Below are 25,765 nucleotides of genomic sequence, written 5' to 3'. Positions count from 1 at the left end.
TTCAACTGGCGGATTAATCGTCAATTTAAGAGAAAGAGTTACACCGTCACTACTTCCGTGCACTGTATAAAAATCCTATACTGTACGTATCGACAGTTTAGTGAGTTTTATCATGACGGCGGAAGGTCACCTTCTCTTTTCTATTGCTTGTGCGGTATTTGCCAAAAATGCCGAGCTGACGCCCGTGCTGGCACAGGGTGACTGGTGGCATATTGTCCCTTCCGCAATCCTGACGTGTTTGTTACCGGACATCGATCACCCAAAGTCGTTTCTTGGGCAGCGATTAAAGTGGATATCAAAACCGATCGCCCGCGCTTTTGGGCATCGTGGTTTTACCCACAGTCTGCTGGCGGTATTTGCGCTGCTGGCAACCTTTTACCTTAAGGTTCCTGAAAGCTGGTTCATTCCGGCTGATGCGTTGCAGGGCATGGTGCTGGGTTATTTGAGCCACATACTTGCCGATATGCTGACACCCGCCGGTGTTCCCCTGCTCTGGCCATGCCGCTGGCGTTTCCGCTTGCCTATCCTGGTTCCCCAAAAGGGCAACCAACTGGAACGTTTTATCTGCATGGCATTATTTGTCTGGTCGGTATGGATGCCCCATTCATTACCCGAAAACAGCGCTGTTCGTTGGTCATCGCAAATGATCAATACCTTGCAGATCCAGTTTCATCGGCTTATTAAGCATCAGGTTGAATACTAAAAAGGCAAAAATCGCCTTTCTGGAATAAGCAATTCCATTTGAATATAAGAGCCAGCTCACAGTTCTGTTAATCTTGCGCCAACACTATGACTGCTACGCAGTGATAGAAATAATAAGATCAGGAGAACGGGGATGAACTTTCCATTAATTGCGAACATCGTGGTGTTCGTTGTACTGCTGTTTGCGCTGGCTCAGACCCGCCATAAACAGTGGAGTCTGGCGAAAAAAGTGCTGGTGGGTCTGGTGATGGGTGTGGTTTTTGGCCTCGCCCTGCATACCATTTATGGTTCTGACAGCCAGGTACTTAAAGATTCTGTACAGTGGTTTAACATCGTTGGTAACGGCTATGTTCAACTGCTGCAAATGATCGTTATGCCGTTAGTCTTCGCCTCTATTCTGAGCGCGGTTGCCCGTCTGCATAACGCATCACAGTTAGGCAAAATCAGTTTTCTGACCATCGGAACGCTTTTGTTTACCACGCTGATTGCGGCGCTGGTCGGTGTGCTGGTCACCAACCTGTTTGGTTTGACGGCTGAAGGTCTGGTTCAGGGTGGTGCAGAAACTGCACGTTTGAACGCCATCGAAAGTAACTATGTTGGTAAAGTCTCTGACCTGAGCGTTCCGCAGCTGGTCTTGTCCTTTATCCCGAAAAACCCGTTTGCCGATCTGACCGGAGCCAATCCGACGTCAATTATCAGCGTGGTAATTTTTGCCGCATTCCTCGGCGTAGCTGCGCTGAAGCTGCTGAAGGATGATGCGCCGAAAGGTGAACGCGTCTTAACCGCTATCGATACCCTGCAAAGCTGGGTGATGAAACTGGTTCGCCTGGTCATGCAGCTGACCCCTTACGGCGTTCTGGCGCTGATGACCAAAGTGGTTGCAGGTTCTAACCTGCAAGACATCATCAAACTGGGTAGTTTCGTTGTCGCGTCCTACCTCGGTCTTCTGATTATGTTTGCAGTGCATGGCCTTCTGCTGGGCATTAATGGCGTGAGCCCGCTGAAGTACTTCCGTAAGGTATGGCCAGTACTGACGTTTGCCTTTACCAGCCGTTCCAGTGCTGCGTCTATCCCGCTTAATGTGGAAGCACAAACGCGTCGTCTGGGTGTACCTGAATCTATCGCCAGTTTCGCCGCCTCTTTCGGTGCGACCATTGGTCAGAACGGCTGTGCCGGTTTGTATCCGGCAATGCTGGCGGTGATGGTTGCGCCTACGGTTGGCATTAACCCGCTGGACCCGATGTGGATTGCGACGCTGGTCGGTATTGTTACCGTTAGTTCCGCAGGCGTTGCCGGTGTCGGTGGTGGCGCAACTTTCGCCGCACTGATTGTGCTGCCTGCGATGGGCCTGCCTGTAACGCTGGTGGCATTGTTAATCTCCGTTGAACCGCTTATCGACATGGGCCGTACGGCGCTAAACGTTAGTGGCTCGATGACCGCTGGCACGCTGACCAGCCAGTGGCTGAAGCAAACCGATAAAGCCATTCTGGATAGCGAAGACGACGCCGAACTGGCACACCGTTAATTCTTATGCTGGCAACGGTCCGTTTTGTATAGGGGCCGTTGCCTTACTTTTTAAATGTTCCATCGCGGCGATGCATACTGACTCATATTTAAACAGATCGTCAGCGAAAAAAATGGCTAACTTATCAATACATTCCTGACTCAATGAATGTGCTTGTAGTGAGAAACTTAAAACCTCATACCCAAGACGTTTTCTAAGTGAACTATCTGAAATACTCATAATCTCTTCAAGCACACCACTTCCCATTCCCGGAAGATTCAGTGGATTAAAAAGAAGATTGACATTAAGCATTGATATTACCGAAGGAAACTTTAGGAGACTCTCATTTTTTTGAATCGCAGCAAAAATGCTCCCAACAGGATGTATATAATTTTGTTCATAGTATATCGTTCTTAAATACTGAATAACCAACCTGTTTTTTATATTGATCAAATTGGTCATTTTTTCTGGTCGGAATTCACAGGTAAAATCCATCCCAACAAAATTCTCATTAATACCTCTTATCCTAATTTCACTACCATAAAGATTATTAATTATCACTCTATATTTAACATTGTCCTGCAGATATGTATCAAAACTAAGTGCTGGCGCTCCTGGCTTTGAGGCATCATAGTTAATGTTAGACATATAGGTAATCATATAATTGAAGTTTGATTCTGCTATTTCATCGCAGGCACATTGACCCGTTGATATAAAGAAAGTGAGTGCTGTCATGGTAGACTGCAGCCTTTCTTTAAAAGAGTCGAAGGCAAGGTTTTTAATATTTAAATTACCATAATCACTCTGTATTAAGTTTGTAGAAAACATCTCCCACCTCATATTTCAACAAAATTATTATCTCATTTGAATCTAAGCAATTTACAATATAAGTTTAATGGCAACGCCACAGGATGAACTATCAAAAATAGCTCATTCTGATTAGCTAAACTTAACTATTATAAAATAAATAAACAATTAAAGAAAAAAGATCACTTATTTATAGCAATAGATCGTCAAAGGCAGCTTTTTGTTACAGGTGATTTGAATGAATGTAGCATCGAAATACAGAATTTCAGGCCATGTACCACCCGGCAAAACCGGGAGGTACGTAATCCTTACTCAGTCACTTCCCCTTCCTGGCGGATCTGATTTGCCCAACGCTGGGCGGATTCAGGCACAGTAAACGCCGGTGAGCGCAGAAATGACTCTCCCATCAGTACAAACGCAACATATTTGCCACGCAGCATCCAGACATCACGAAACGAATCCATCTTTATCGCATGTTCTGGCGGCGCGGGTTCCGTGCGTGGGACATAGCTAATAATCTGGCGGTTTTGCTGACGGAGCGGTTTCTTCATTACTGGCTTCACTAAACGCATATTAAAAATCAGAAAAACTGTAGTTTAGCCGATTTAGCCCCTGTACGTCCCGCTTTGCGTGTATTTCATAACACCGTTTCCAGAATAGTCTCCGAAGCGGGATCTGGCTGGTGGTCTATAGTTAGAGAGTTTTTTGACCAAAACAGCGGCCCTTTCAGTAATACATTAAGGAGACGAGTTCAATGTCGCAACATAACGAAAAGAACCCACATCAGCACCAGTCACCACTACACGATTCCAGCGAAGCGAAACCGGGGATGGACTCACTGGCACCTGAGGACGGTTCCCATCGTCCAGCGGCTGAACCGACGCCACCGGGAGCGCAGCCAACCGCGCCAGGGAGTCTGAAAGCCCCTGATACACGTAATGAAAAGCTGAACTCCCTGGAGGACGTGCGTAAAGGCAGTGAAAATTATGCACTGACCACCAACCAGGGTGTACGCATCGCCGATGATCAAAACTCCCTACGCGCCGGTAGCCGTGGCCCAACACTGCTGGAAGATTTTATTCTGCGCGAGAAAATCACTCACTTTGACCATGAGCGCATCCCGGAACGTATTGTTCATGCACGCGGATCAGCCGCTCACGGTTATTTCCAGCCATATAAAAGCTTAAGCGATATTACCAAAGCGGATTTCCTCTCAGATCCGAACAAAATCACCCCAGTATTTGTACGTTTCTCTACCGTTCAGGGTGGTGCTGGCTCTGCCGATACCGTGCGTGATATCCGTGGCTTTGCCACCAAGTTCTATACCGAAGAGGGTATTTTTGACCTTGTTGGCAATAACACGCCAATCTTCTTTATCCAGGATGCGCATAAATTCCCCGATTTTGTTCATGCGGTAAAACCAGAACCACACTGGGCAATTCCACAAGGGCAAAGCGCCCACGATACTTTCTGGGATTATGTTTCTCTGCAACCTGAAACTCTGCATAACGTGATGTGGGCCATGTCGGATCGTGGTATCCCGCGCAGCTATCGCACCATGGAAGGCTTCGGTATTCACACCTTCCGCCTGATTAATGCCGAAGGGAAAGCGACGTTCGTACGTTTCCACTGGAAACCATTGGCCGGTAAAGCCTCACTGGTTTGGGATGAAGCACAAAAACTAACCGGACGTGACCCGGACTTCCACCGCCGCGAGTTGTGGGAAGCCATCGAAGCAGGCGATTTCCCGGAATACGAACTGGGCTTCCAGTTGATTCCTGAAGAAGATGAATTTAAGTTCGACTTCGACCTTCTTGATCCAACTAAACTTATCCCGGAAGAACTGGTGCCCGTTCAGCGTGTTGGCAAAATGGTGCTTAATCGTAATCCGGATAACTTCTTTGCCGAAAACGAACAGGCGGCTTTCCATCCTGGGCATATTGTCCCCGGTCTGGATTTCACCAACGATCCGCTGTTGCAGGGGCGTTTGTTCTCTTATACCGATACACAAATCAGTCGTCTTGGCGGACCAAATTTCCATGAGATTCCGATTAACCGCCCGACCTGCCCTTACCATAATTTCCAGCGTGACGGCATGCATCGTATGGGGATCGACACTAACCCGGCGAATTACGAACCGAACTCGATCAACGATAACTGGCCGCGCGAAACACCGCCAGGGCCGAAACGTGGCGGTTTTGAATCATACCAGGAACGCATGGAAGGAAATAAAGTTCGCGAGCGCAGTCCATCGTTTGGCGAATATTATTCCCATCCGCGCCTGTTCTGGCTAAGTCAGACGCCATTCGAGCAGCGCCATATTGTCGATGGTTTCAGCTTTGAGTTAAGCAAAGTAGTTCGTCCGTATATTCGTGAGCGCGTTGTTGACCAGCTGGCGCATATTGATCTCACTCTGGCCCAGGCGGTGGCGAAAAATCTCGGTATCGAACTGACTGACGACCAGCTGAATATCACCCCGCCTCCGGACGTCAACGGTCTGAAAAAGGATCCATCCTTAAGTCTGTACGCCATTCCTGACGGTGATGTAAAAGGTCGCGTGGTAGCGATTTTGCTTAATGGTGAAGTGAGATCGGCAGACCTTCTGACCATTCTCAAGGCGCTGAAGGCCAAAGGCGTTCATGCCAAACTGCTCTACTCCCGAATGGGTGAAGTGACTGCGGATGACGGTACGGTGCTGCCTATAGCCGCTACATTTGCCGGAGCGCCTTCGCTGACGGTCGATGCGGTTATTGTCCCTTGCGGCAATATCGCGGATATCGCTGACAACGGCGATGCCAACTACTACCTGATGGAAGCCTACAAACACCTTAAACCGATTGCGCTGGCGGGAGACGCGCGCAAGTTTAAAGCAACAATCAAGGTCGCTGACCAGGGTGAAGAAGGGATGGTGGAAGCTGACAGCGCCGATGGTAGTTTTATGGATGAACTGTTAACGCTGATGGCAGCACACCGCGTGTGGTCACGCATTCCTAAGATTGACAAAATCCCGGCGTAAATATGGATAAGGTCACGCCCCCTGGGGAGTGACCTTACCACCTTACTTACACATCAAGATAACTACCCAACCGATAACCACGCTCAGCAATCGCATATTTCAACGACGCTGAAGTCAGCACATCCAGTTCCGTTAACCGAGGGAAGCAATAAGCACTCTGGCGAATCGTATTATCGATAAACGCCGGGTGGCACATCACTTCCAGAGAGCGCTCGCCGCGATGACTGGAGTCATCAAGCACTTGCAGGAACAGTGTCTCGCTAATCTCTTCACCATAAAACGCGCTACTGAATCCCTGCGAACTGCGCAGATTAGCCGGTAAATCACCAACGTTAGATAGCGGCTGACGGTCGATGCGCAACGCTATCCCCTCTTCAGCCGCAAACCTGGCAACAATCGGGAAAATCTGCGGGAACATATGCACATGATGATGGCTATCAAGATGCGTAGGTTTGCGTCCAAATAGCTCAATGAAACGCAAATACTGACTGGCAAGCTCCTGAGTAATTTCTTCCAGCGGTAAAGCATCTTCTTCTGCCAACTGCCAGATCCATTTTCCCAGCACACCATCGCGGGTTAACCCCGGCATAGCTGTCAGTGCCTTGCCCATAGTAAGGACAAAGTGCATCCCTATGGCCAGACTCGGTTCATCACGACTCAACTGCACTGCATGGTCAATAGCCTGCCCATTCACCAGCGCCGTCGTCGACGTGACAATCCCATTGCGACAGGCCTCGATAATGCCGTAGTTCTGACCTTTGCTTAAGCCAAAATCATCGGCATTAACAATCAGTAAGCGTTCCATAATCAGCCTCGGTTAATGTGCTTTTTTAAGCTCTGCGATGCAGTCGGCAAAATTTGGCAGCCATTTCTCGTGCGCCAGAATCATCTCGCGTGCCAGCAGCTCAGCATCGCGATCGGAATGCACCAACGGACTAAGGTTTAGCGCCAGTAACACATCGTTAAATTCCCCGCTAAGTGCGGCGTTGCTGGCAGCAATCTCGAAACCTTTGATGGTGTGAATCAGCCCCATCACTTTATCATCGAAATGCGTAATGCGCGGATGTGGCGTCGCGCCATCGCGCCCCAGCGTACAGGTCATTTCTACCGCCCAGTCTGCCGGAATATTATCAATATGCCCATGATGCGGGATATTAACGTAATGTTCTGCTTGCTTGTCGTTGTAGATAGCGTTGATCACTTCGCACGCTGCATCAGAGTAATAAGCCCCACCGCGCTGTTCCAGCTCTTTCGGCTTAACATTCAACTCCGGGTTTTTATATAGCTCAAAAAGTTGTTTCTCGACTTTCTGTACTACCTGCGCACGTGCGCCGCCTTTGTAGTATTCGCCCATTTCAATAGCCAGCATCTCTTTTTGCTTGAAGTAATAAAGCAAATAAGAACACGGCAACAGATTCAGAGAACGAATTAAGCCTTCGCTAAATGGCAGATCGAAAATATTTTTAACGCCAGATGCTTTTAACTGCCCGGATGCCACACCATCAAGCAATTCGGAAAAGCGTGATTTGCCATTTACCAGCACATCCTTAATGAACACCATATGGTTGAGGCCGAACAAATCGATAGATAAATCATCGCTGTCTTTCAGAGTCAGAACATCGCGAATAAACATCTTCATGCCGATCGGAATATTACACACGCCGATAAAGCGTTTAAATCCGGTATGACGATAGACGGCTTCAGTGACCATTCCCGCCGGGTTAGTAAAGTTAATCACCCATGCATTCGGACAAAGTTCTTCGACATCTTTTACGATGTCAAAAATCACCGGAATGGTACGCAGACCTTTAAACAAACCGCCCGCACCGTTAGTTTCCTGACCAAGATAACCATGACTTAATGGAATACGTTCATCCAGTTCGCGCGCCGGTAATTGGCCTACGCGCAGTTGGGTAGTAACGAAATCAGCATCTTTCAATGCTTCGCGGCGATCCAGCGTTTTATAAAGCTTCATCGGGACGCCAGCGTTATCAATCATCCGTTGGCAGAGATCAAAAATAATATCAAGTTTAGCTTTACCACCTTCAACATCCACCAGCCATAATTCGCTGACAGGTAATTCGTGATAACGCTTAATAAATCCTTCCAGTAACTCCGGGGTATAGCTGCTCCCGCCACCAATAGTGACGACTTTTAATTTCTGGCTCATAATTTCTCCCTTCAGTACAGAATACTGATATCTGGCATATCTGCCCCCGGACATAAATAATCCAGCAACAGGACAGATATGTTAATTGTCAGGTATAACGACTTACTGATTAAATTCAGTCAATTTCTTACGATAGCTCTTAGGCGTAAAGGACGTTAATTTCTTAAACGTTTTAATAAACAAACTCGGGCTACTATAACCGGCCTCAAACGCAATGTCTGTCACTGAATAGTTAGTCATTTCCAGTTGTTTTTTGGCAAAATTAATACGGATTTCATTAATAATCTGCATTGGCGTTTTGCCATAATATCGTTGGGTCGCTCGCGTCAAATATTCCTGTGATTTGGCTGACAACGTCACCATATTCTCCAGCGCCGATTCACTAAACTGCTCTTTATCATGCATCTTTTCTACCGTACTTTTCAGCCACTGCGGTACATCATCAATCACCTGTTCTTCGCGGTAATGACGTAAACGGTTAATGACATAAAAAGTAACCATCTCAACAAACTCTTCCAGCCCTGTTTCACGGAAATTCAATGAAGAAATCACTGTTTCCACATAGGTGAGAAAAGCATTATTGGTCCGGTATACCTGTGAAGCAACAAAGCAATAAGGCAACAACGGCAGGTAATGCTGCTCAAAAAAGCGTTTACTGATCCCAACGTTCAATATGCGCGTGGCACCAAACTCATAAAAACTTTGATGGTGCGAACCTAACGGAATAAAAACAAAATCGCCCCGTTCCAGTAACACGCGCTTACCGTTAATCTCCTGGAAATAACGCCCGGTTAATACCAGAGTAAATTCATAATAGTCGTGCTGATGCAGTCCGCTGATACTCTCAGTTTTGTTGTAGATAAACACATGGAAGTTTTTGCCATTAAACAACTGCTGTTCTCGGGCAGTGGCAATTTCCGGCGCGTTAATCACTGGCTGCATCATCGACTCCTTATGCCTTCAGTTTTTCATGAAGCTCAATTAATTCAGTAATCAGTTCACGCGCAAGCATGGACGTCATTAAATGATCCTGAGCGTGGACCAGCACCAGACTCACTTTCATCTTACCTTCGCCCGCATCGCCTTCAATCAGTTTCGTCTGTACCAGATGCGCTTCATTCAATGCCATCCGTGACTGATCCATCATGGCTTTTGCTGCGGCAAAATCGCCCTGCTTCGCCTGTTTCAGTGCGGCATACGCCAGGCTGCGCGCTTGTCCGGAGTTGATGATAAGTCCCATCACCACTTCTTCCAGCTCTTCAGCTTCTGTTTGCGTATCAGGAATATTGTCAAGATCCATCATATATCGTTCCTCATTTATTCCCGGTACAGCGTTACCCGTACCGGTATCGATTAAAATTTCAGGGCATTAGCAATATCTTCTTCACTCTCTTCTTTATCAATCGCGTTTTGTGCTTTGTTAGCCACCACAACAAAGGGCAGATAAATTAACGTTGCGATACCAAGGTTGAAGAGTGCGACCAGCAATGCAGCGACGCTACCGTTGGTGTTAAAGAAGGCTCCCAGACCGGTTGGCATGGTCCACGGTGCAATATTGGTCACCGGAGGAATAATGCCCATGTAGTACGCTGCGAGGGTGATTGCCGCCAGAATCGGTTGTACCAGTACAAACGGAATAAACATCACCGGGTTCATGATAATTGGCAGACCAAACAGAATCGGTTCGTTAATCTGGAAGATGCCGGACGGCAGCGCCAGTTTTGCCACCTGACGATAATCAGCACGGCGAGAAGCGATAAAGATAGCCAGAATTAGACCTAACGTCGCACCACTGCCACCGAGGAAAATAAAGGAGTCCAGCATCGGCTTGGCCCAGATATGGAAGGTCTTACCGGCTGCCAGCGCCGCTTCGACGGAACCATATTGCTGATAGGTCGCGATATTTTCCAGCGCCCACGGCGTCATAATGCCGTTGTCCAGTGCGGTCAGCGCCAGCGCGCCGTGAATACCAAAGAACCAGAGCAGTGGAACAAAGATCACATAGGCCCAGCCCACCACGCTACCCAACGATGCCAGCGGGGTTGAGATGGTATCCATAATGATCTGATGGAAATTGGTACCCCAGGTATTCAACGCCCAGGCAATAATCCCCATCACGGAAAGAATAATAAAGCCGGGAATTAATGCCGAAAAGGAACGCGATACTGAAGCAGGTACGCTGTCGGGCAATTTAATGACCCAATTACGGCGGACAATAAAGGTAAACATTTCTGCCACCACCAGGCCAATAATAATCCCGGAGATGATATTCGCCCCACCTAACCAGTTTGCGCCAACCGCATAGGCCTCACCGACACTATATGGGGTGACGGTCATAAATGCTGCAACGGATAACAACCCAGCCGCCAGCGCATCGACTTTACGCTCTTCTGCCAGTGCCATGCCAATAAAGAACGGTGCCATTAAAGACATTATCCCTAATGTTCCGTTATATACGTTGCCGCCAATACCTTTCAGACCATTAAGTGTTTCAATGGTTGAGGCATCCAGGCGAATACCTAAGGAATAAAAAAACGACCCCTCCCCAAAGCTTAGAAAAACGTTGTTAATTAATACAAACATGGCCCCCGCAAGGGTTAACGGCATTAAGCGAATAAAGCCATTTTTGATTGCATTAACGTGTGGCTGCTTTCCTATTTTAACTGCAAAAGGGAGGAGTACCTTTTCAAGCGATGCAATAACATTACTCATAGAAAAATACCCTTAAAAACCGCAATTTAAATATTGCGGTATTGATTTATGAAATAACTCTTTGACGGGAAAATTTAAAATAAATTAATTTGCTGCGGCTTTTTTAATCGCTGCAACCGCAGCCTTAAGCACGCCTAAACCATCGACTTTGCCATAAAGCAGCGAGTCAATTACTTCAACCGGTTTGTTGGGTAACAAACGCTGGATTTCGGGCAACATATAAGCAATCTGCGGCCCTAATAACACGACATCGGCATTCTGACCTTTTTCACCAGCCAGTGTTTCCGGAAATGCTTCAATAATGACCGGAACTTCATATTTTTCTGCCTGTGCGCGCATTTTTGATACCAGTAAAGAGGTAGACATGCCCGCAGAACAAAACAGATAAATGTGTTTCTTTTCCATAAAACTGCCCTCATCGACGATTATCTGTCAGCCAGACACTCCGCAAGCCTTAACCTGCTTCCATGCTCTGGGTAACTTGCGAAACCAACATGACTTTTTTTGTGGCTGAAAGGAGTATACGGTATAGACCTGAGCAATAGTATTTCTTTGACCTTATAAATTGTCTCTCCTTGACCTGTGGTTATGACCCTCTTCACATTTCGGGCAAATAATTCGCGAAGATAATTAAGAACACAGGCCAAAAAAAACCGGCGCAATGGCCGGTTTCCGTTGTTACTCAAGCTTTCAGACGAAGTGATTACTTCGCAGCCTGTGGATCAGTGTCGTATTCAGCACAGGTCTGATAACCGGAGTTGATGACATGTCCGGTATCATCTAACGCGACAAAGTAGGTTTCTGCTTTACCATCACGTTGACCCAGGATGTAGGTCTGGCAAGTACCACGAGCATGAATCATGCTCACTTCAGACGAAGGTTTACCCGCAATTTGTGCAACCTGCGCCCGGCTCATGCCTTTTTTGACGTCTTTCACCACAGGCTGTACAAACTGGTCTTTGGTACGATCATAAGCCGTACAACCCGCCAGCATGGTTAATACCGCCGCTGCACTCAGAATTCCTGCCATATTCTTGTTCATATTCCGTCCTCTTGTTTATCAGCGTGTTAGATAAGCCTGGAATACATTGGGCGCTTTTTCAAGCCCGTGAACGAAACGGCTCCGCTTTCAGAGGATTCCTGTATGACGTTTTAACCACCATTCAGCCCGCTGTCGCTTGTCGTTTCAGTAGCAACGGGTTAGCTTTAAGGACGTTTTGTCTTTTCTGTCTGGAGGGGTTCAATGACATTGCAACAACAAATAATAAAGGCGCTGGGCGCAAAACCGCAGATTAATGCTGAAGAGGAAATTCGTCGTAGTGTCGATTTTCTGAAAAGCTACCTGCAAACTTATCCGTTCATTAAATCACTGGTGCTCGGGATCAGCGGCGGTCAGGACTCCACGCTTGCCGGTAAGCTGTGCCAGATGGCGATTAATGAGCTGCGCCAGGAAACCGGCAACGAATCGCTGCAATTTATTGCCGTACGCCTGCCCTATGGTGTTCAGGCCGACGAACAAGATTGTCAGGATGCCATTGCCTTTATTCAACCGGATCGCGTATTAACCGTTAATATCAAGGGCGCGGTATTGGCCAGCGAACAGGCGCTGCGCGAAGCGGGTGTTGAATTAAGTGATTTTGTCCGTGGCAATGAAAAAGCGCGTGAGCGGATGAAAGCACAATATAGCATTGCGGGTATGACCAGCGGTGTCGTGGTGGGCACCGATCATGCAGCAGAAGCCATTACCGGATTCTTCACTAAATATGGTGACGGCGGTACGGACATTAATCCGCTGTATCGCCTCAACAAACGTCAGGGTAAACAGTTACTGGCGGCATTAGGTTGTCCGGAACATCTTTATAAGAAAGCCCCAACGGCCGATCTGGAAGATGATCGCCCTTCTCTGCCAGATGAAGTGGCACTCGGCGTGACCTATGACAATATCGACGACTATCTGGAAGGGAAAAACCTACCTGAACAGGTCGCCAGAACAATAGAGAACTGGTATCTGAAAACCGAACATAAACGCCGTCCGCCAATTACCGTTTTCGATGATTTCTGGAAAAAGTAATAATTTGCACATTTGGTTTGTGCGAAAAAGAGTACTTTGTTCACGCCGGATGCGGCGTGAACGCCTTATTCAACCTACAAAACTATGCAAATTCAATACATTGCAGGAGTCGAATAGGCCTGACAGGCGTAGCACGTCTCATGGTGTAACCTTTGTCATCGACCCGCCTCTTTTTTAATCGCTCCCCGCCTGTTACACTGGATAGATAACCAGCACTCGGAGTCAACAGTGGTACGGCGTTTAACTTCTCCGCGGCTCGAATTTGAAGCTGCGGCAATTTATGAATATCCCGAACATTTACGTTCATTCCTTAATGACTTACCCACCCGACCAGGGGTGTATCTGTTTCATGGCGAAAGTGACACCATGCCGCTCTATATCGGCAAAAGCATTAACATCCGCAGCCGCGTCCTTTCTCATTTACGTACCCCGGATGAAGCCGCCATGCTGCGACAATCCCGACGCATCAGCTGGATATGTACCGCCGGTGAAATCGGCGCACTGCTCCTTGAAGCGCGATTAATCAAAGAGCAGCAGCCGCTATTTAATAAACGGTTGCGCCGCAATCGCCAGCTCTGTGCTCTGCAATTAAATGAAAAGCGCGTCGATGTGGTGTATGCCAAAGAGGTGGATTTTTCACGAGCCCCCAACCTGTTTGGCCTGTTTGCCAATAGGCGCGCAGCTTTACAAGCATTGCAGACCATCGCTGATGAACAAAAACTTTGTTATGGCCTGTTGGGACTGGAACCGTTAAGCCGCGGGCGTGCATGTTTTCGTTCTGCATTAAAACGTTGCGCCGGGGCGTGTTGCGGTAAAGAGAGCCATGACGATCATGCGCTACGCTTGCGCCAGGCTCTGGAGCGTTTGCGGGTGGTGTGTTGGCCTTGGCAAGGTGCGGTGGCACTGAAAGAACAGCACCCGGAAATGACTCAATATCATATTATTCAAAACTGGCTGTGGCTGGGGGCGGTTAATTCGCTGGAAGAAGCGACAATGTTAATTCGGACACCCGCCGGGTTTGATCACGACGGTTATAAAATTCTTTGTAAGCCGCTGCTTTCCGGTAACTATGAAATTACTGAACTTGATCCGGCGAATGACCAGCGAGCCAGTTGATTTCACTGAACAACAGTTTACCTTGCGGTTGTAAAAGCCGCAGGGTGTGCCTGCCATCGAACCAGCACGCGCCCTGGTCGGTAGTGAGCAGTTTATCGCCCAATTGCCACGCCCCGTTAATGACAAACACTACCCCGCCGCGTGAGCCAAAGGTAGTAAACGTACGTTCGGCAATTCTGACTTTCGCCTTACAGACATCCAGGCGTGTCATGATGTTGAAATCCAGCGACATCTGCCCTGCCGTCAGTTTCGCTTTAACCACCTGGTCCGCCGCAAAGGCAAAAGGCTGTAACGGTTTTAAGGTATGGTTAAAGCGGTCTGCGCTTTCAAGGAACATCTCGCCGCCTTCCAGCAACGTCACTATCCTTTCCATACCTGGAAACAAAGAAAACTCCCCATTCGCCGCGATGGATGCAATGCTGGCACGCCAGTAAAAATCACGTTTTGCCGGTGGGAAAGTGCAAATTTCGCGCGTTTCACCGGCAGCATTTCGCCACAGATTCACCGACATTTTACGCATATCAAAGTATTCCATACTCGCTCCCGGCCCGTTCTTTTCATTGTTATCGTTCAGGTAACCGTGGATGGTTATCGGCAACTCGGGTGATTTACGTTAGTGGCGATCAGGCTTTTTTTGCATCTGTTTGAGAACAAAAAAGAAAACCGCCGATCCTGTCCACCGCATTACTGCAAGGTAGTGGACAAGACCGGCGGTCTTAAGTTTTTTGGCTGAAAGATTATTCAGCAGTTGCAGGCATTTTACCTTTTGCCGCTGGACGTTCTGTCAGACGCTTCTCAAAATTAGCATTAAATTGCTTTTTCTGTTCCGGCGTCAGGATGTTGTAAATCTTGTTCTGGGTTTCCATGTGCGCCAGCATGTTAGCTTTGCGCTGTTCTTCCATTTTTGCGATCTGCGCTTCAGCTTTTGCTTTATCGAAGGTATCGCTGGCAATGATGTCATGCATTGCGCGGCGTTCTTCCAGCGGCGGACGTTTCATCTGGTCACGCTGGCCTTTCATGATTTCGCGGATCTGCTGTTTCTGCGCGTCGGTCAGGTTAAGGTCTTTGAACATCATGTCTTGATGCGGACCGAACTTGCCTTTGTGGTGCATCATCGGCTTCGCGTCAGCCGGTGCTGCGGTAGTGGTGTCTGCGGCATGGGCCAGGTTAGCCGCGCCAAGAGCCAGGGTAGAGGCAACAAACAGTGCAGTTAATTTACGCATATTCTATATCCTTCCTTTCAGTTATTTATTACGGCTTTCTTAAGTAGCGTGCCGTGTTGACGAGATTAACTTTACTGATTTTAGCGTCAATTAATCAGAGCAACGGTAAAACAATGAAAGTGTAAAAAACACTTTTGCGCCAATTATGGAGAAAAAAAGAAAATTTGATGGAGAGTGATGAGAGAATATTACAACATGATGATTTTGCAGAGATTATGAAGAACTATACCGGATGACTGGTGATAAATAAAGCAAATAACCAGGATTAATCTGTATTAATTTATAAGAAAGTAACTTAATACCCGCAGAATGATTTCTGCGGGTAAGTATTAGCTTATTTTTTCGAGCATTAATCCCGCGCGTAATCCCAACGCTACCAACGGATTAGGGAATAACACATACTCTACATCATGGGTTACGGTAAAACGTTCCTCACCGTCCTGCGCCAGCAACGTTCCTTTCTTAAACGGCATAAAATTCAGCGTGTCACTTGCCATATGCATTTCGAAGGACGGCGAGTGGCGAGTAATTTGCGAAACCACCCGATAACGGAGCGGCGGCGTTCTCACGATACCGACACTCTCACCAGATAGCAGCGCAGCAATTGCGCTGGCAGTGACTGCAAACTGGCGAAGATCGTTTTGCCCAAAGGGCAACGCTTTGCCGAGTTCCAGCGTACAGGCCAGCGCGCCAAAATGTCTGGCGCTGAAATGGGTAAACGTACCACCAGGCGCCTGATGGAACACCAGTGCCTCCAGCCCCGCCGCCCCCAGCCACGTCAGAAATTTCTCGTCCCAGGGAATGTCGCGTTGCGGTAATACACCGAACTGCGGATGCAAGGAGCCACGAATTGCGGTATGTAGATCAAGGTGCCAGCGCACAGATTCTTTGCCCTGGTCATAAAAATCTTCCAGGCACTGTTCCAGTTCGCGCGCGCGACAGGTTTCCCCGCTTTCAGCAAATAGCTGCCAACGTCCGCCAAACATTCGGTTCATATCGCTATGGCAATAACGTTTCCCTTGCTTCAGCGCAGGAGGATTCCCGAGGATCACCAGCAGCCGCCAACGTAACGGGATCTCGCCGTGAGATATTGCGCCAAGCAACGCGTCCAGCATCTCCACAGGTGCCGTCTCATTACCGTGTATTCCCGCTGAAATCACCAGCGCACCTTGCGGTGGCGTTAATGGCGTCAGTTCCAGCACGCCATCGCCCAGCCAGCGCCAGCGAACGCCGTTGATTTCTCGCTCGGTGATAACCGGTTTTTTACCCGTTAAGGTCAGAGCAAGAAAATTATCCATTGCCCCCTCCCTCGCGCTGGAACGGATAAACCGAACCGAGATTCAGTAATTGGCTCAATACATCCAGTGCTTCCCGCCCTTCGCGCAGCAGCAGCGGATCAGCCAGATCCGCCGCAGTAAGACGATCGCGGTAGTAACGCTCCACCCAGTCATTGAGCGCATTAAACAGCGTATCGTTCATCATCACCGCCGGATTCACCGCCCGGCGTTCTTCTTCTGTCAACACCACGCGCAACCGCAGGCACGCCGGGCCGCCGCCGTTTGCCATACTTTCACGTAAATCAAAAACTTTTAGTTCGCTAATCGGGTTGTCAGCGGCAAGGAGTTCATTGAGATAACGCCATACTCCTGCGTGTTCCTGACACTCCTGAGGCAGCACCAACATCATGGAACCATCATCGCGACTCAGTAACTGGCTGTTAAACAGATACGTAGACACCGCATCCGACACGGAAACCTGTGCCGCCGGAACTTCTATCGCCATAAAACCATTGACCCGCGAACGCAGGTTTGCCAGTAATTGCGCCTGGCGAGCGAACGCCTGCTGATGGCAAAACAGCACCTGACGGTTACTTACGGCAATCACATCATTATGAAAAACGCCCTGGTCGATAACGTCCGGGTTTTGCTGGGCGAAAATCACCTGTTGGGGATTCACCTGATTCAGCCTTGCCACCGCTTCGCTGGCTTCGCGGGTCTGCCGCGCCGGATAGCGGGAAGGTCGGGAAACATTGCCCTCTTCTCGCCCGTAGACAAAAAGCTGAATACCCGGTTCACCATAATGGCCGCCGAGACGATTGTGGTTTGCCGCCCCCTCGTCACCGAGCAAGGCCACCTGTGGCAACGCCGAATGGATAGCGAATTTTTTCTCCTCGTTGAAAATCGCTTTTAACAGCGATTCGGTGACGGGGGCTTCCAGCGAACGGTGAAATTTATTGTTCAGGTTGGCAACGGTGAGATGCACTTTGCCATCCAGCGTATCGGCGGATGGCGCGACCGTTGCCGCATTGGCTACCCACATTGGCGAAGCGGAACTGACGCTGGAAAGCCAATGCGGTGCCTGACGTGCAACCTTTTCCAGTACCTGCTCATCGCTACCACTGAATCCCAACTGACGTAAAACCGGAATAAACGGGCGCTCGTGCGGTGGGATAACCGCCTGGGGAAATCCCAAATCGGCAAGGGCTTTCATTTTCAGTAAGCCCTGTTTCGCCGCCAGTCGCGGGTTAGACACCTGAAAACGATGACGGGTAGAAGCTTCATTACCAAACGACAAGCCCGCGTAATGATGCGTCAGCCCCACCAGTCCGTCGAAATTGACTTCCCAGGCGTTCATCGCTCCACCTCCTCGGAAAAATCCAGACCGGGGTTAAGCGTGGCGGGCAACGTTAACGAGTCTGACTCCAGGCTTGCCATCGGCCAGGCGCAGTAATCGGCGGCATACCAGGCACTGGGGCGATGGTTACCTGAAGCGCCAATACCGCCGAATGGCGCGGTACTGGCAGCACCGGTAAGCGGTTTGTTCCAGTTAACAATCCCTGCTCGCGCTTCCAGTAACAGTTGCTCGAACTTATCCCGCCTGGAGGAAACCAGCCCGCAAGAGAGGCCAAAGCGGGTGTTATTCGCCATTCGAATCGCTTCATCGAAATTGTCATAACGCCAGACGCGCAATAGTGGCCCGAACACTTCTTCATCCGGCACGCCAGCAACGCCCGTCATTTCAACGATCCCCGGCGTCAGCAATGATGTTCCTGCGCGCAGTAAACGTGGCGCAAGTAGGGTTCGTCCACCCATCGCTTCCAGCTCCTGCCAGGCAGTAACCACCTGCTGTGCGGCCTGCTCTGATATCAGCCCGCCAATAAACGGTTGGGGTTCATCGTCCCAGTTGCCCGGCGTTAATCGCTGGCTGACGGCAACCAGACGGGCAAGAAATGCATCGCCCTGCGCCCCGCTTTTAAGCAATAAACGGCGGGCGCAGGTACACCGTTGCCCGGCAGTGACAAATGCTGACTGAATAGTCAGATGGACAGCGGCATCGATATCCGTCACCTCATCGATTATTAGTGGGTTATTACCACCCATCTCAAGGGCGAGAATTTTCTCCGGCTGACCAGAGAGCTGGCGATGTAACTGGTAGCCGGTATTGGCGCTGCCGGTAAACAGCAAGCCGTCGAGATCCTCCAGCGCACTCAGCGCCTGCCCTGTTTCACGCCCGCCCTGCACCAGGTTTAGTACGCCCGGCGGCAAGCCAGCCTGCTGCCATAAGCGCATTACCGCTTCGCCGCTCCACGGTGTCAGTTCGCTGGGTTTAAAGATAATTGTGTTACCTGCCAGCAATGCCGGAACGATATGCCCGTTCGGCAGATGCCCGGGGAAATTATACGGCCCAAACACCGCCAGCACACCGTGTGGACGATGGCGCAGGCTCGCCGCGCCGTCCGGCATTTCGCTACGCTGCTCGCCGGTACGAACGTGATACGCCTTAATTGATATCGCGATTTTATTGATCATCGCCGTCACTTCGGTTGCCGCTTCCCAGCGCGGCTTACCGGTTTCTCTGGCAATAATCGCGGTTAATTCGGCTTTATTGCTTTCCAGCAATCCGGCAAAGCGTTCAACTCTTACCTGACGATCGCCAAAGGAGAGTCGTGCCCAGCGCGGAAACGCCGCTCGGGCAGCCCGACAAGCCTGCTCGACCTGAGCGGCATCGGCATCATTGCCTTGCCATAACACCTCGCCCGATACCGGATTACGCTTCACACGCAATGCACCCTGGCCGGTCACCCAGTCACCGTTGATCCATAAAGTCATGCTGTTTTCTCCTCTGCGCACAGGCGCACCAGACGAACGCGATCCCCTGCGTGGCATTTGAGGGCATCCAGTTGTGCGGCGGTTAAAATCAAACGCTCGGTCGCTGGATCGGTACGCACCAGCACCACGCGGAAATGGTGATAATTTTCATTGGCGACCAGGCAGGCCGGGAATTCGCCCTGCGCAGGCTGCCCTTCTGCCACTTCCACCAGCCGACTTTTACGAATGGCTCGCACGCGGTCGATGTCACACTCAAGCGTCGGCCCGCCGTCAAAAATGTCGATATAGTTACGGTAGCGAAAACCTTCTTTCTCCAGCACCGCGCGGGCAGGCGCGGTCTGCGGATGTACCTGACCGATGACGTCCTGCGCTTCCTGGGATAAAAAGTGGGTATAGATCGGATGTTTCGGCATCAGTTCTGCAATAAACGCCTTTTGCCCGGTGCCGCAGAGAAAATCGGCGCGGCTAAAATCCATCGAAAAGAAGCGTTTACCGAGGCTTTGCCAGAACGGTGAATAGCCGTGTTCGTCTATCACCCCGCGCATTTCGGCGACCACTTTGTCATTAAACTTGTCGCGAAAAGCCGCCATAAACATAAAGCGCGATTTCGACAGCAAATAACCGTTGCCCTCTTTGCGCCACTCCGGGTCGAGAAATAGCGTGCACAACTCGCTGCTGCCGGTGTGATCATTACTGAGAAACAGCGTCGGTAACGCGTTATAGACATTTAGCTCTTTTGAGGCGTGAACCAGCGTGCCGACGCGATAGTTATACCAGGGATCATTCAGACCAACCGCTACCTCTATAGCGCAAATTCCCGCCACAGTGCCTGTCTCACTATCTTCCAGTACAAATACATAACCCTGCTCACTTTTGGGCAGTTCGCCTTGCCAGGTTTTGATTGCCCTTTCGATACGCGCCGAAAGCGTGGCTTCATTGGCGGGAAGCGACGTCAGGCCGCCGCCCGTTTTGCTGGCAAGCTGCATTAACGCTGAGACATCAGTGCGTTCAACGGGACGGATGACCATCATGATGAACCTCCGCTCACAAAGCGTTCACAGGCCGCAGCAAAACGATCCAGCCCGGTTGTCACCTCTTCTTCGCTGACATTGAGCGCTGGTGCAAAACGCACCACGTTGCCACCCGCAATCAGTACCATCACTCCTGCTTTCGCCACTTCCTGAGAAATTTGTTTCGCTTGCCCGGCGTAATCAGCATTCAGTACACAGCCAATTAAAAGACCTAAGCCGCGAACTTCACTGAACAAACCATAGCGGTGATTAATGGTATTAAGACGCTCAACAAACCAGTCATGACGCTGTTTTACGCCATTAAGCATCTCTGGCGTGTTGATGAGATCCAGCACTTTGCCTGCCACCGCCGAGGCCAGCGGATTGCCGCCATAGGTGGTGCCATGAGTGCCAACGGTCATCACGCTGGCGCATTCTTCGGTTGCCAACAGAGCGCCAACGGGGAAACCGCCGCCCAGTGCTTTGGCGGTAGTTAACAGATCGGGCGTCACGCCGTAGTGCATATAGGCATACAGTTCCCCGGTACGCCCGACGCCCGTTTGTACTTCATCAAAAATCAGCAATGCGTTGTGGCGGTCACACAGTTCGCGAAGTCCCTGTAAAAATGCGTTGCTGGCTGGCACCACACCACCTTCTCCCTGAATGGGTTCGACAATCACCGCACAGGTAGAGTCGTCAATCAGCGCACTGGCAGAGTTAATATCGTTATATGCAGCATGACGAATATCCGGCGGCAGTGGCGCAAAATCCTGTGAATAGGCTGGCTGCCCACCCGCACTGACAGTAAATAGCGTGCGACCATGAAACGCATTTTTAAACGCCACGATACCGCTCTTATGGCTGCCGAAGCGGTCGTGAGCGAATTTACGCGCCAGTTTTAGCGCCGCTTCATTGGCTTCCGCACCAGAGTTACAGAAGAACACGCGATCGGCAAAAGTGGCGTCGATCAATTTTTTCGCCAGTCGCAGTACCGGCTCGTTGGTGTAACCATTACCGGTATGCCAGAACTTACTCGCCTGTTCGTTCAGCGCCTCGCGCAGTTCCGGGTGCGCATGGCCCAGTGCGTTCACCGCAATGCCACCCGCGAAGTCGATATACTCTTTCCCCTGCTGATCCCACAAGCGCGAACCTTCGCCACGTACCGGAATAAATGGTGCCGGAGCGTAAACAGGTATCATCCATTCATCAAAGTTTTCACGCGTAATTGGCTGAGACATAGCGACCTCTACAGTAAATGATTCGTTATTTATATGTTAATAATAAGTAATGTTTGCGCTGTAAATGTAGATTGCAGGGTTCGTGCCAGCCAGTGATAAAAGTGCATAAAAGGGGGCGATTAACTGATAATCAAGGAGTTATAACTGTACGCTATGCATTTAAAGTGCATAAAAAGTGAATATGTTTGCGATGATGGTGAATAGAAAGAATAAAAAACGCAATATTATGCAAAAGTAAAATATAATTCTGGAATTGTGATCATTGACGAAATTTACTGGAAATTACTGCGCCATTCTGACGCAGCGCGCACCAAAAGCGGGCAATTTTTGCGCCATCGTTGACATCATTAACAACCATCGATCAAATCACTTAACAACAGGCGGTAAGCAAAGCGAAATTCTGCTACCATCCACGCACTCTTTATCTGAATAAATGGCAGCGACTATGAAATTTGTCTCTTTTAATATCAACGGCCTGCGCGCCAGACCTCACCAGCTTGAAGCCATTGTCGAAAAGCACCAGCCGGATGTGATTGGCCTGCAGGAGACAAAAGTTCATGACGATATGTTTCCGCTCGAAGAGGTGGCAAAGCTCGGCTACAACGTGTTTTATCACGGGCAGAAAGGCCATTACGGCGTGGCATTGTTGACCAAAGAGACGCCGATTGCTGTGCGTCGCGGCTTCCCTGACGACGGCGAAGAGGCACAACGGCGAATTATTATGGCGGAAATCCCCTCGCCGCTGGGCAATGTCACCGTGATCAACGGTTACTTCCCGCAGGGTGAAAGCCGCGACCATCCGATAAAATTCCCGGCGAAGGCGCAGTTTTATCAGAATCTGCAAAATTATTTGGAAACCGAACTCAAGCGTGAAAATCCGGTGCTGATTATGGGCGATATGAATATCAGTCCTACCGACCTGGATATTGGCATTGGCGAAGAGAACCGTAAGCGCTGGCTGCGTACCGGAAAATGTTCTTTCCTTCCGGAGGAACGCGAATGGATGGAGAGACTGATGAGCTGGGGGTTGGTCGATACCTTCCGCCATGCGAATCCGCAAACAGCAGATCGTTTCTCATGGTTTGATTACCGCTCAAAAGGTTTTGACGATAACCGTGGTCTGCGCATCGACCTGCTTCTCGCCAGCCAACCGCTGGCAGAATGTTGCGTAGAAACCGGCATCGACTATGAAATTCGCAGCATGGAAAAACCGTCCGATCACGCCCCCGTCTGGGCGACCTTCCGCCGCTAATTTAGCTGCTCTCCTGACTCAAACGGAGTCAGGAGAATTAACCTTGAGAAAAATCAACAAACTGTCAGTAATGATTTGTTGCCTGCCGTCCTTTGTTATACCGTCACTGCGTTTTTAGTTGTCTGACCACTTCTCTATTATCAAGTTTGATATAGGAAACTCCACAATGAACGCTGAGCGTAAATTTCTTTTTGCCTGTTTTATTTTTGCGCTGGTCATTTACGCTATCCACGCTTGCGGTTTATTCGATCTGCTCACCGATTTACCCCACTTACAAACTCTCATTCGCCAGAGCGGATTGTTCGGTTATTGCCTTTATATTGTGTTATTCATCATTGCCACCCTCTTTCTGTTACCAGGAAGCATACTGGTGATCGCTGGAGGCATAGTTTTTGGCCCGATCTTAGGGACACTACTATCATTAATTGCCGCCACGCTGGCCTCCTCGAGTTCATTCCTGTTGGCACGCTTTTTGGGGCGCGATTTATTGCTGAAATACGTTGGTCACAGCCATACCTTCCAGGCCATTGAAAAAGGCATTGCACATAACGGTATCGATTTTTTAATTCTTACCCGCTTAATCCCGCTGTTTCCTTACAATATTCAAAATTACGCCTACGGATTAACCACTATCGCCTTCTGGCCTTATACCTTTATTTCGGCACTCACTACCCTGCCCGGTATCGTTATTTATACCGTGATGGCCAGCGATCTCGCCAGTGAAGGCATTACGCTGCGCTTTATTTTACAACTCTGTCTGGCGGGCCTGGCACTGTTTATTCTCGTCCAGCTTGCCAAACTCTACGCCCGACACAAACACGTGGATCTGTCTGCTTCGCGCCGCAGCCCACTTACTCACCCCAAAAATGAAGGATAGAACGATGTTGCAACATTATTCAGCGTCATGGAAAAAAGGACTGGCTGCACTGTGTTTACTGGCCGTTGCCGGGCTTAGTGGCTGCGATCAAAAAGAGAATGCGGCAGCAAAAGTGGAATACGACGGGCTTTCAGACAGCCAACCACTGCGTGTCGATAACAATAACCATACGGTCACCATGCTGGTACAAATTAATGGCCGTTTCCTGACAGACGACACTCGACACGGCATAGTGTTTAAAGATGGCTCCAACGGACATAAATCGCTGTTTATGGGTTATGCGACCCCGAAAGCATTTTATGAAGCACTGAAACAAGCCGGTGGTATCCCGGGCGAAAACATGACCATGGAGAATAAAGAAACGACTCATGTAGCGGGCAGCAAACTGGATATTTCGGTCAACTGGCAAGGGGCAGCAAAAGCGTATTCATTCGATGAGGTGATTGTCGACAATAACGGTAAAAAACTGGACATGCGCTTTGGCGGTAATTTAGCCGCCGCAGAAGAGAAGAAAACGGGCTGCCTGGTATGTCTGGATAGCTGCCCGGTCGGCATCGTCAGCAATGCAACATACACTTATGGTGCGGTGGAAAAACGTGGTGAAGTGCAATTCAAAGGCAATGCCTCGGTTCTCCCGGCAGATAACACGCTGGCTACGGTTACCTTTAAAATCACCGAATAAAGCCACGATAAAGGATGATGAAGATGCAATCGCGTAAAATCTGGTACTACCGTATAACCCTCATCATCCTGTTGTTCGCTATGCTGCTGGCATGGGCACTGCTTCCCGGCGTCCATCAGTTTATCAATCGCAGCGTTGCGGCGTTTGCCGCCGTGGACCAACAGGGTATAGAACGCTTTATTCAGTCTTACGGCGCACTGGCAGCAGTTGTCTCGTTCATGTTGATGATTTTACAGGCCATTGCTGCACCGCTGCCTGCATTTTTGATCACCTTTGCCAATGCCTCGCTGTTCGGTGCGTTCTGGGGTGGCTTGCTGTCGTGGACCAGTTCTATGGCGGGCGCGGCGCTATGCTTTTTTATTGCCAGAGTGATGGGCCGCGAAGTGGTGGAAAAATTAACCGGTAAAACCGTGCTTGACAGTATGGACGGCTTTTTCACTCGCTACGGCAAACACACTATCCTGGTATGCCGGTTATTGCCTTTTGTCCCTTTCGATCCAATCAGCTATGCTGCCGGTTTGACGTCAATACGTTTTCGCTCGTTTTTTATCGCCACCGGGCTTGGTCAGTTACCGGCGACTATTGTTTATTCCTGGGCGGGCAGTATGTTAACGGGCGGTACCTTCTGGTTTGTCACCGGACTGTTTATTCTGTTTGCCCTGACCGTGGTGATTTTTATGGCGAAAAAAATATGGCTTGAACGCCAGAAGAGGAATGCCTGATGGGTTTACCACCGCTTAGCAAAATTCCTTTAAGTTTACGTCCGCAGGCGTGGCTGCATCGTCGCCATTACGGCGAGGTGCTAAGTCCAATTCGCTGGTGGGGACGGATCCCGTTTATCTTTTATCTGGTGTCGATGTTTGTCGGTTGGCTGGAGCGTAAACGCTCACCGCTCGATCCGGTAGTGCGATCGCTTGTCAGCGCGCGCATTGCGCAAATGTGCCTGTGTGAGTTTTGCGTGGATATCACCAGTATGAAAGTCGCCGAGCGCACTGGCAGCACCGATAAACTGCTGGCAGTGGCTGACTGGCGGCAAAGCCCGCTCTTTAGCGATGAAGAACGGCTGGCGCTGGAGTACGCCGAAGCCGCAAGCGTAACGCCGCCAACAGTCGATGCAGCCCTGCGTACCCGACTGGCTACGCATTTTGACGCCCAGGCGCTCACCGAACTGACGGCATTGATCGGCCTGCAAAATCTGTCAGCCCGTTTTAATTCTGCCATGGACATTCCCGCTCAGGGGCTGTGCCGTATTCCTGAAAAACGTTCTTAAGGAGAG

The 25,765-nt window shown here is 49.6% G+C and carries 26 protein-coding genes; 10 read left to right on the top strand and 16 right to left on the bottom strand.

Going from position 1 to position 25,765, the window contains the following annotated elements; translation table 11 throughout:
• Positions 1 to 112 precede the first annotated feature (112 nt).
• Positions 113 to 703 (top strand): metal-dependent hydrolase, encoded by a 591-nt coding sequence (locus BGE37_RS08415; protein ID WP_001295408.1) that lies wholly within the window; start codon positions 113 to 115, stop codon positions 701 to 703.
• Between the two features lie 132 nt (positions 704 to 835).
• Complete coding sequence (tcyP, locus tag BGE37_RS08410) at positions 836 to 2,227, top strand: cystine/sulfocysteine:cation symporter (protein WP_001010714.1); 1,392 nt, start codon at positions 836 to 838, stop codon at positions 2,225 to 2,227.
• A gap of 3 nt (positions 2,228 to 2,230) precedes the next feature.
• Here the strand turns inward: tcyP and BGE37_RS08405 are convergent, their stop codons facing one another.
• Both BGE37_RS08405 and cedA read right to left on the bottom strand, forming a co-directional pair.
• On the bottom strand, positions 2,231 to 3,034 hold the full coding sequence (locus BGE37_RS08405) for a hypothetical protein (protein ID WP_105282128.1): 804 nt from the start codon (positions 3,032 to 3,034) through the stop codon (positions 2,231 to 2,233).
• A 287-nt stretch (positions 3,035 to 3,321) separates the two neighbouring features.
• Entirely contained in the window at positions 3,322 to 3,585 is a 264-nt protein-coding gene (cedA, locus tag BGE37_RS08400; protein WP_001241561.1) for a cell division activator CedA, read from the bottom strand.
• 182 nt (positions 3,586 to 3,767) lie between these two features.
• Between cedA and katE the strand changes: the two genes are divergently transcribed.
• A complete protein-coding gene (katE, locus tag BGE37_RS08395; RefSeq protein WP_105287936.1) occupies positions 3,768 to 6,029 on the top strand; it encodes a catalase HPII in 2,262 nt (753 codons plus the stop codon).
• Positions 6,030 to 6,075: 46 nt separating this feature from the next.
• On the opposite strand, the gene chbG is transcribed toward katE, so the two are convergent.
• From chbG to osmE, 7 genes are all read right to left on the bottom strand, one after another.
• Entirely contained in the window at positions 6,076 to 6,834 is a 759-nt protein-coding gene (gene chbG, locus BGE37_RS08390) for a chitin disaccharide deacetylase (RefSeq protein ID WP_032184358.1), read from the bottom strand.
• Positions 6,835 to 6,846: 12 nt separating this feature from the next.
• On the bottom strand, positions 6,847 to 8,199 hold the full coding sequence (celF, locus tag BGE37_RS08385) for a 6-phospho-beta-glucosidase (RefSeq protein WP_105287935.1): 1,353 nt from the start codon (positions 8,197 to 8,199) through the stop codon (positions 6,847 to 6,849).
• Positions 8,200 to 8,301: 102 nt separating this feature from the next.
• Complete coding sequence (gene chbR, locus BGE37_RS08380; RefSeq protein ID WP_000983653.1) at positions 8,302 to 9,144, bottom strand: transcriptional regulator ChbR; 843 nt, start codon at positions 9,142 to 9,144, stop codon at positions 8,302 to 8,304.
• 7 nt (positions 9,145 to 9,151) lie between these two features.
• Positions 9,152 to 9,502 (bottom strand): PTS N,N'-diacetylchitobiose transporter subunit IIA, encoded by a 351-nt coding sequence (gene chbA, locus BGE37_RS08375; protein WP_000968919.1) that lies wholly within the window; start codon positions 9,500 to 9,502, stop codon positions 9,152 to 9,154.
• Positions 9,503 to 9,552: 50 nt separating this feature from the next.
• Positions 9,553 to 10,911 carry a PTS N,N'-diacetylchitobiose transporter subunit IIC gene (gene chbC, locus BGE37_RS08370; protein WP_000073041.1) on the bottom strand — a complete coding sequence of 453 codons (1,359 nt, stop codon included), beginning with the start codon at positions 10,909 to 10,911 and terminating at the stop codon, positions 9,553 to 9,555.
• Positions 10,912 to 10,995: 84 nt separating this feature from the next.
• Complete coding sequence (gene chbB, locus BGE37_RS08365; RefSeq protein WP_000412169.1) at positions 10,996 to 11,316, bottom strand: PTS N,N'-diacetylchitobiose transporter subunit IIB; 321 nt, start codon at positions 11,314 to 11,316, stop codon at positions 10,996 to 10,998.
• A 298-nt stretch (positions 11,317 to 11,614) separates the two neighbouring features.
• Positions 11,615 to 11,953: an osmotically-inducible lipoprotein OsmE gene (gene osmE, locus BGE37_RS08355; RefSeq protein WP_001039044.1), complete on the bottom strand. Its 339-nt coding sequence runs from the start codon at positions 11,951 to 11,953 to the stop codon at positions 11,615 to 11,617.
• A 201-nt stretch (positions 11,954 to 12,154) separates the two neighbouring features.
• Here osmE and nadE point away from each other — a divergent pair, with 201 nt between their 5' ends.
• Both nadE and cho read left to right on the top strand, forming a co-directional pair.
• Positions 12,155 to 12,982: an ammonia-dependent NAD(+) synthetase gene (gene nadE, locus BGE37_RS08350; RefSeq protein ID WP_105287934.1), complete on the top strand. Its 828-nt coding sequence runs from the start codon at positions 12,155 to 12,157 to the stop codon at positions 12,980 to 12,982.
• A gap of 228 nt (positions 12,983 to 13,210) precedes the next feature.
• Complete coding sequence (cho, locus tag BGE37_RS08340) at positions 13,211 to 14,098, top strand: excinuclease Cho (protein ID WP_105287933.1); 888 nt, start codon at positions 13,211 to 13,213, stop codon at positions 14,096 to 14,098.
• Here cho and ves read toward each other — a convergent pair.
• The 7 genes from ves to astC form a co-directional block, all read right to left on the bottom strand.
• Positions 14,058 to 14,633 (bottom strand): environmental stress-induced protein Ves, encoded by a 576-nt coding sequence (ves, locus tag BGE37_RS08335; protein ID WP_001353168.1) that lies wholly within the window; start codon positions 14,631 to 14,633, stop codon positions 14,058 to 14,060. The two genes, cho and ves, sit on opposite strands and share 41 nt — an antisense overlap.
• 202 nt (positions 14,634 to 14,835) lie before the next feature.
• Complete coding sequence (gene spy / locus BGE37_RS08330) at positions 14,836 to 15,321, bottom strand: ATP-independent periplasmic protein-refolding chaperone Spy (RefSeq protein WP_001228981.1); 486 nt, start codon at positions 15,319 to 15,321, stop codon at positions 14,836 to 14,838.
• Positions 15,322 to 15,650: 329 nt separating this feature from the next.
• Positions 15,651 to 16,619: a succinylglutamate desuccinylase gene (astE, locus tag BGE37_RS08325; RefSeq protein WP_105278821.1), complete on the bottom strand. Its 969-nt coding sequence runs from the start codon at positions 16,617 to 16,619 to the stop codon at positions 15,651 to 15,653.
• Entirely contained in the window at positions 16,612 to 17,955 is a 1,344-nt protein-coding gene (astB, locus tag BGE37_RS08320; protein ID WP_105287932.1) for an N-succinylarginine dihydrolase, read from the bottom strand. The genes astE and astB overlap by 8 nt, the downstream gene beginning before the upstream one ends.
• Positions 17,952 to 19,430, bottom strand: coding sequence for a succinylglutamate-semialdehyde dehydrogenase (gene astD / locus BGE37_RS08315; RefSeq protein WP_105287931.1), 1,479 nt, complete (start codon positions 19,428 to 19,430; stop codon positions 17,952 to 17,954). Before astD ends, astB begins: the two co-directional genes overlap by 4 nt.
• Positions 19,427 to 20,461 carry an arginine N-succinyltransferase gene (gene astA / locus BGE37_RS08310; RefSeq protein ID WP_000989455.1) on the bottom strand — a complete coding sequence of 345 codons (1,035 nt, stop codon included), beginning with the start codon at positions 20,459 to 20,461 and terminating at the stop codon, positions 19,427 to 19,429. Before astA ends, astD begins: the two co-directional genes overlap by 4 nt.
• Positions 20,458 to 21,678 carry a succinylornithine/acetylornithine transaminase gene (gene astC / locus BGE37_RS08305; RefSeq protein ID WP_105287930.1) on the bottom strand — a complete coding sequence of 407 codons (1,221 nt, stop codon included), beginning with the start codon at positions 21,676 to 21,678 and terminating at the stop codon, positions 20,458 to 20,460. The genes astA and astC overlap by 4 nt, the downstream gene beginning before the upstream one ends.
• Positions 21,679 to 22,123: 445 nt before the next feature.
• On the opposite strand from astC, the gene xthA reads away from it, so the two are divergent.
• The 5 genes from xthA to BGE37_RS08275 all read left to right on the top strand — a co-directional run bounded on the left by xthA (position 22,124) and on the right by BGE37_RS08275 (position 25,759).
• Positions 22,124 to 22,930, top strand: coding sequence for an exodeoxyribonuclease III (gene xthA / locus BGE37_RS08295; RefSeq protein WP_032184371.1), 807 nt, complete (start codon positions 22,124 to 22,126; stop codon positions 22,928 to 22,930).
• Between the two features lie 166 nt (positions 22,931 to 23,096).
• Positions 23,097 to 23,807 carry a TVP38/TMEM64 family protein gene (locus BGE37_RS08290; protein ID WP_001353166.1) on the top strand — a complete coding sequence of 237 codons (711 nt, stop codon included), beginning with the start codon at positions 23,097 to 23,099 and terminating at the stop codon, positions 23,805 to 23,807.
• A gap of 4 nt (positions 23,808 to 23,811) precedes the next feature.
• On the top strand, positions 23,812 to 24,489 hold the full coding sequence (gene ydjY / locus BGE37_RS08285; protein WP_105267332.1) for a lipoprotein YdjY: 678 nt from the start codon (positions 23,812 to 23,814) through the stop codon (positions 24,487 to 24,489).
• 14 nt (positions 24,490 to 24,503) lie between these two features.
• Positions 24,504 to 25,211, top strand: coding sequence for a TVP38/TMEM64 family protein (locus BGE37_RS08280; RefSeq protein WP_000977148.1), 708 nt, complete (start codon positions 24,504 to 24,506; stop codon positions 25,209 to 25,211).
• Entirely contained in the window at positions 25,211 to 25,759 is a 549-nt protein-coding gene (locus BGE37_RS08275; RefSeq protein WP_000524104.1) for a carboxymuconolactone decarboxylase family protein, read from the top strand. The genes BGE37_RS08280 and BGE37_RS08275 overlap by 1 nt, the downstream gene beginning before the upstream one ends.
• Positions 25,760 to 25,765 lie beyond the last annotated feature (6 nt).

It is taken from the genome of Escherichia sp. MOD1-EC6300 (genome assembly GCF_002965045.1).
GTDB classification, from domain to species: Bacteria; Pseudomonadota; Gammaproteobacteria; order Enterobacterales; family Enterobacteriaceae; genus Escherichia; species Escherichia coli_F.
Note: the sequence above shows the minus strand (reverse complement) of the source record. Positions and strands in the feature narration are given on the sequence as shown.

Excerpts from the sequence above, each read along its gene's own strand:
- BGE37_RS08415 (WP_001295408.1), top strand. The coding sequence starts at position 113 with ATGACGGCGGAAGGTCACCTTCTCTTTTCTATTGCTTGTGCGGTATTT.
- tcyP (WP_001010714.1), top strand. The coding sequence starts at position 836 with ATGAACTTTCCATTAATTGCGAACATCGTGGTGTTCGTTGTACTGCTG.
- BGE37_RS08405 (WP_105282128.1), bottom strand. The coding sequence starts at position 3,034 with ATGTTTTCTACAAACTTAATACAGAGTGATTATGGTAATTTAAATATT.
- cedA (WP_001241561.1), bottom strand. The coding sequence starts at position 3,585 with ATGCGTTTAGTGAAGCCAGTAATGAAGAAACCGCTCCGTCAGCAAAAC.
- katE (WP_105287936.1), top strand. The coding sequence starts at position 3,768 with ATGTCGCAACATAACGAAAAGAACCCACATCAGCACCAGTCACCACTA.
- chbG (WP_032184358.1), bottom strand. The coding sequence starts at position 6,834 with ATGGAACGCTTACTGATTGTTAATGCCGATGATTTTGGCTTAAGCAAA.
- celF (WP_105287935.1), bottom strand. The coding sequence starts at position 8,199 with ATGAGCCAGAAATTAAAAGTCGTCACTATTGGTGGCGGGAGCAGCTAT.
- chbR (WP_000983653.1), bottom strand. The coding sequence starts at position 9,144 with ATGATGCAGCCAGTGATTAACGCGCCGGAAATTGCCACTGCCCGAGAA.
- chbA (WP_000968919.1), bottom strand. The coding sequence starts at position 9,502 with ATGATGGATCTTGACAATATTCCTGATACGCAAACAGAAGCTGAAGAG.
- chbC (WP_000073041.1), bottom strand. The coding sequence starts at position 10,911 with ATGAGTAATGTTATTGCATCGCTTGAAAAGGTACTCCTCCCTTTTGCA.
- chbB (WP_000412169.1), bottom strand. The coding sequence starts at position 11,316 with ATGGAAAAGAAACACATTTATCTGTTTTGTTCTGCGGGCATGTCTACC.
- osmE (WP_001039044.1), bottom strand. The coding sequence starts at position 11,953 with ATGAACAAGAATATGGCAGGAATTCTGAGTGCAGCGGCGGTATTAACC.
- nadE (WP_105287934.1), top strand. The coding sequence starts at position 12,155 with ATGACATTGCAACAACAAATAATAAAGGCGCTGGGCGCAAAACCGCAG.
- ves (WP_001353168.1), bottom strand. The coding sequence starts at position 14,633 with ATGGAATACTTTGATATGCGTAAAATGTCGGTGAATCTGTGGCGAAAT.
- spy (WP_001228981.1), bottom strand. The coding sequence starts at position 15,321 with ATGCGTAAATTAACTGCACTGTTTGTTGCCTCTACCCTGGCTCTTGGC.
- astE (WP_105278821.1), bottom strand. The coding sequence starts at position 16,619 with ATGGATAATTTTCTTGCTCTGACCTTAACGGGTAAAAAACCGGTTATC.
- astB (WP_105287932.1), bottom strand. The coding sequence starts at position 17,955 with ATGAACGCCTGGGAAGTCAATTTCGACGGACTGGTGGGGCTGACGCAT.
- astD (WP_105287931.1), bottom strand. The coding sequence starts at position 19,430 with ATGACTTTATGGATCAACGGTGACTGGGTGACCGGCCAGGGTGCATTG.
- astA (WP_000989455.1), bottom strand. The coding sequence starts at position 20,461 with ATGATGGTCATCCGTCCCGTTGAACGCACTGATGTCTCAGCGTTAATG.
- astC (WP_105287930.1), bottom strand. The coding sequence starts at position 21,678 with ATGTCTCAGCCAATTACGCGTGAAAACTTTGATGAATGGATGATACCT.
- xthA (WP_032184371.1), top strand. The coding sequence starts at position 22,124 with ATGAAATTTGTCTCTTTTAATATCAACGGCCTGCGCGCCAGACCTCAC.
- BGE37_RS08290 (WP_001353166.1), top strand. The coding sequence starts at position 23,097 with ATGAACGCTGAGCGTAAATTTCTTTTTGCCTGTTTTATTTTTGCGCTG.
- ydjY (WP_105267332.1), top strand. The coding sequence starts at position 23,812 with ATGTTGCAACATTATTCAGCGTCATGGAAAAAAGGACTGGCTGCACTG.
- BGE37_RS08280 (WP_000977148.1), top strand. The coding sequence starts at position 24,504 with ATGATGAAGATGCAATCGCGTAAAATCTGGTACTACCGTATAACCCTC.
- BGE37_RS08275 (WP_000524104.1), top strand. The coding sequence starts at position 25,211 with ATGGGTTTACCACCGCTTAGCAAAATTCCTTTAAGTTTACGTCCGCAG.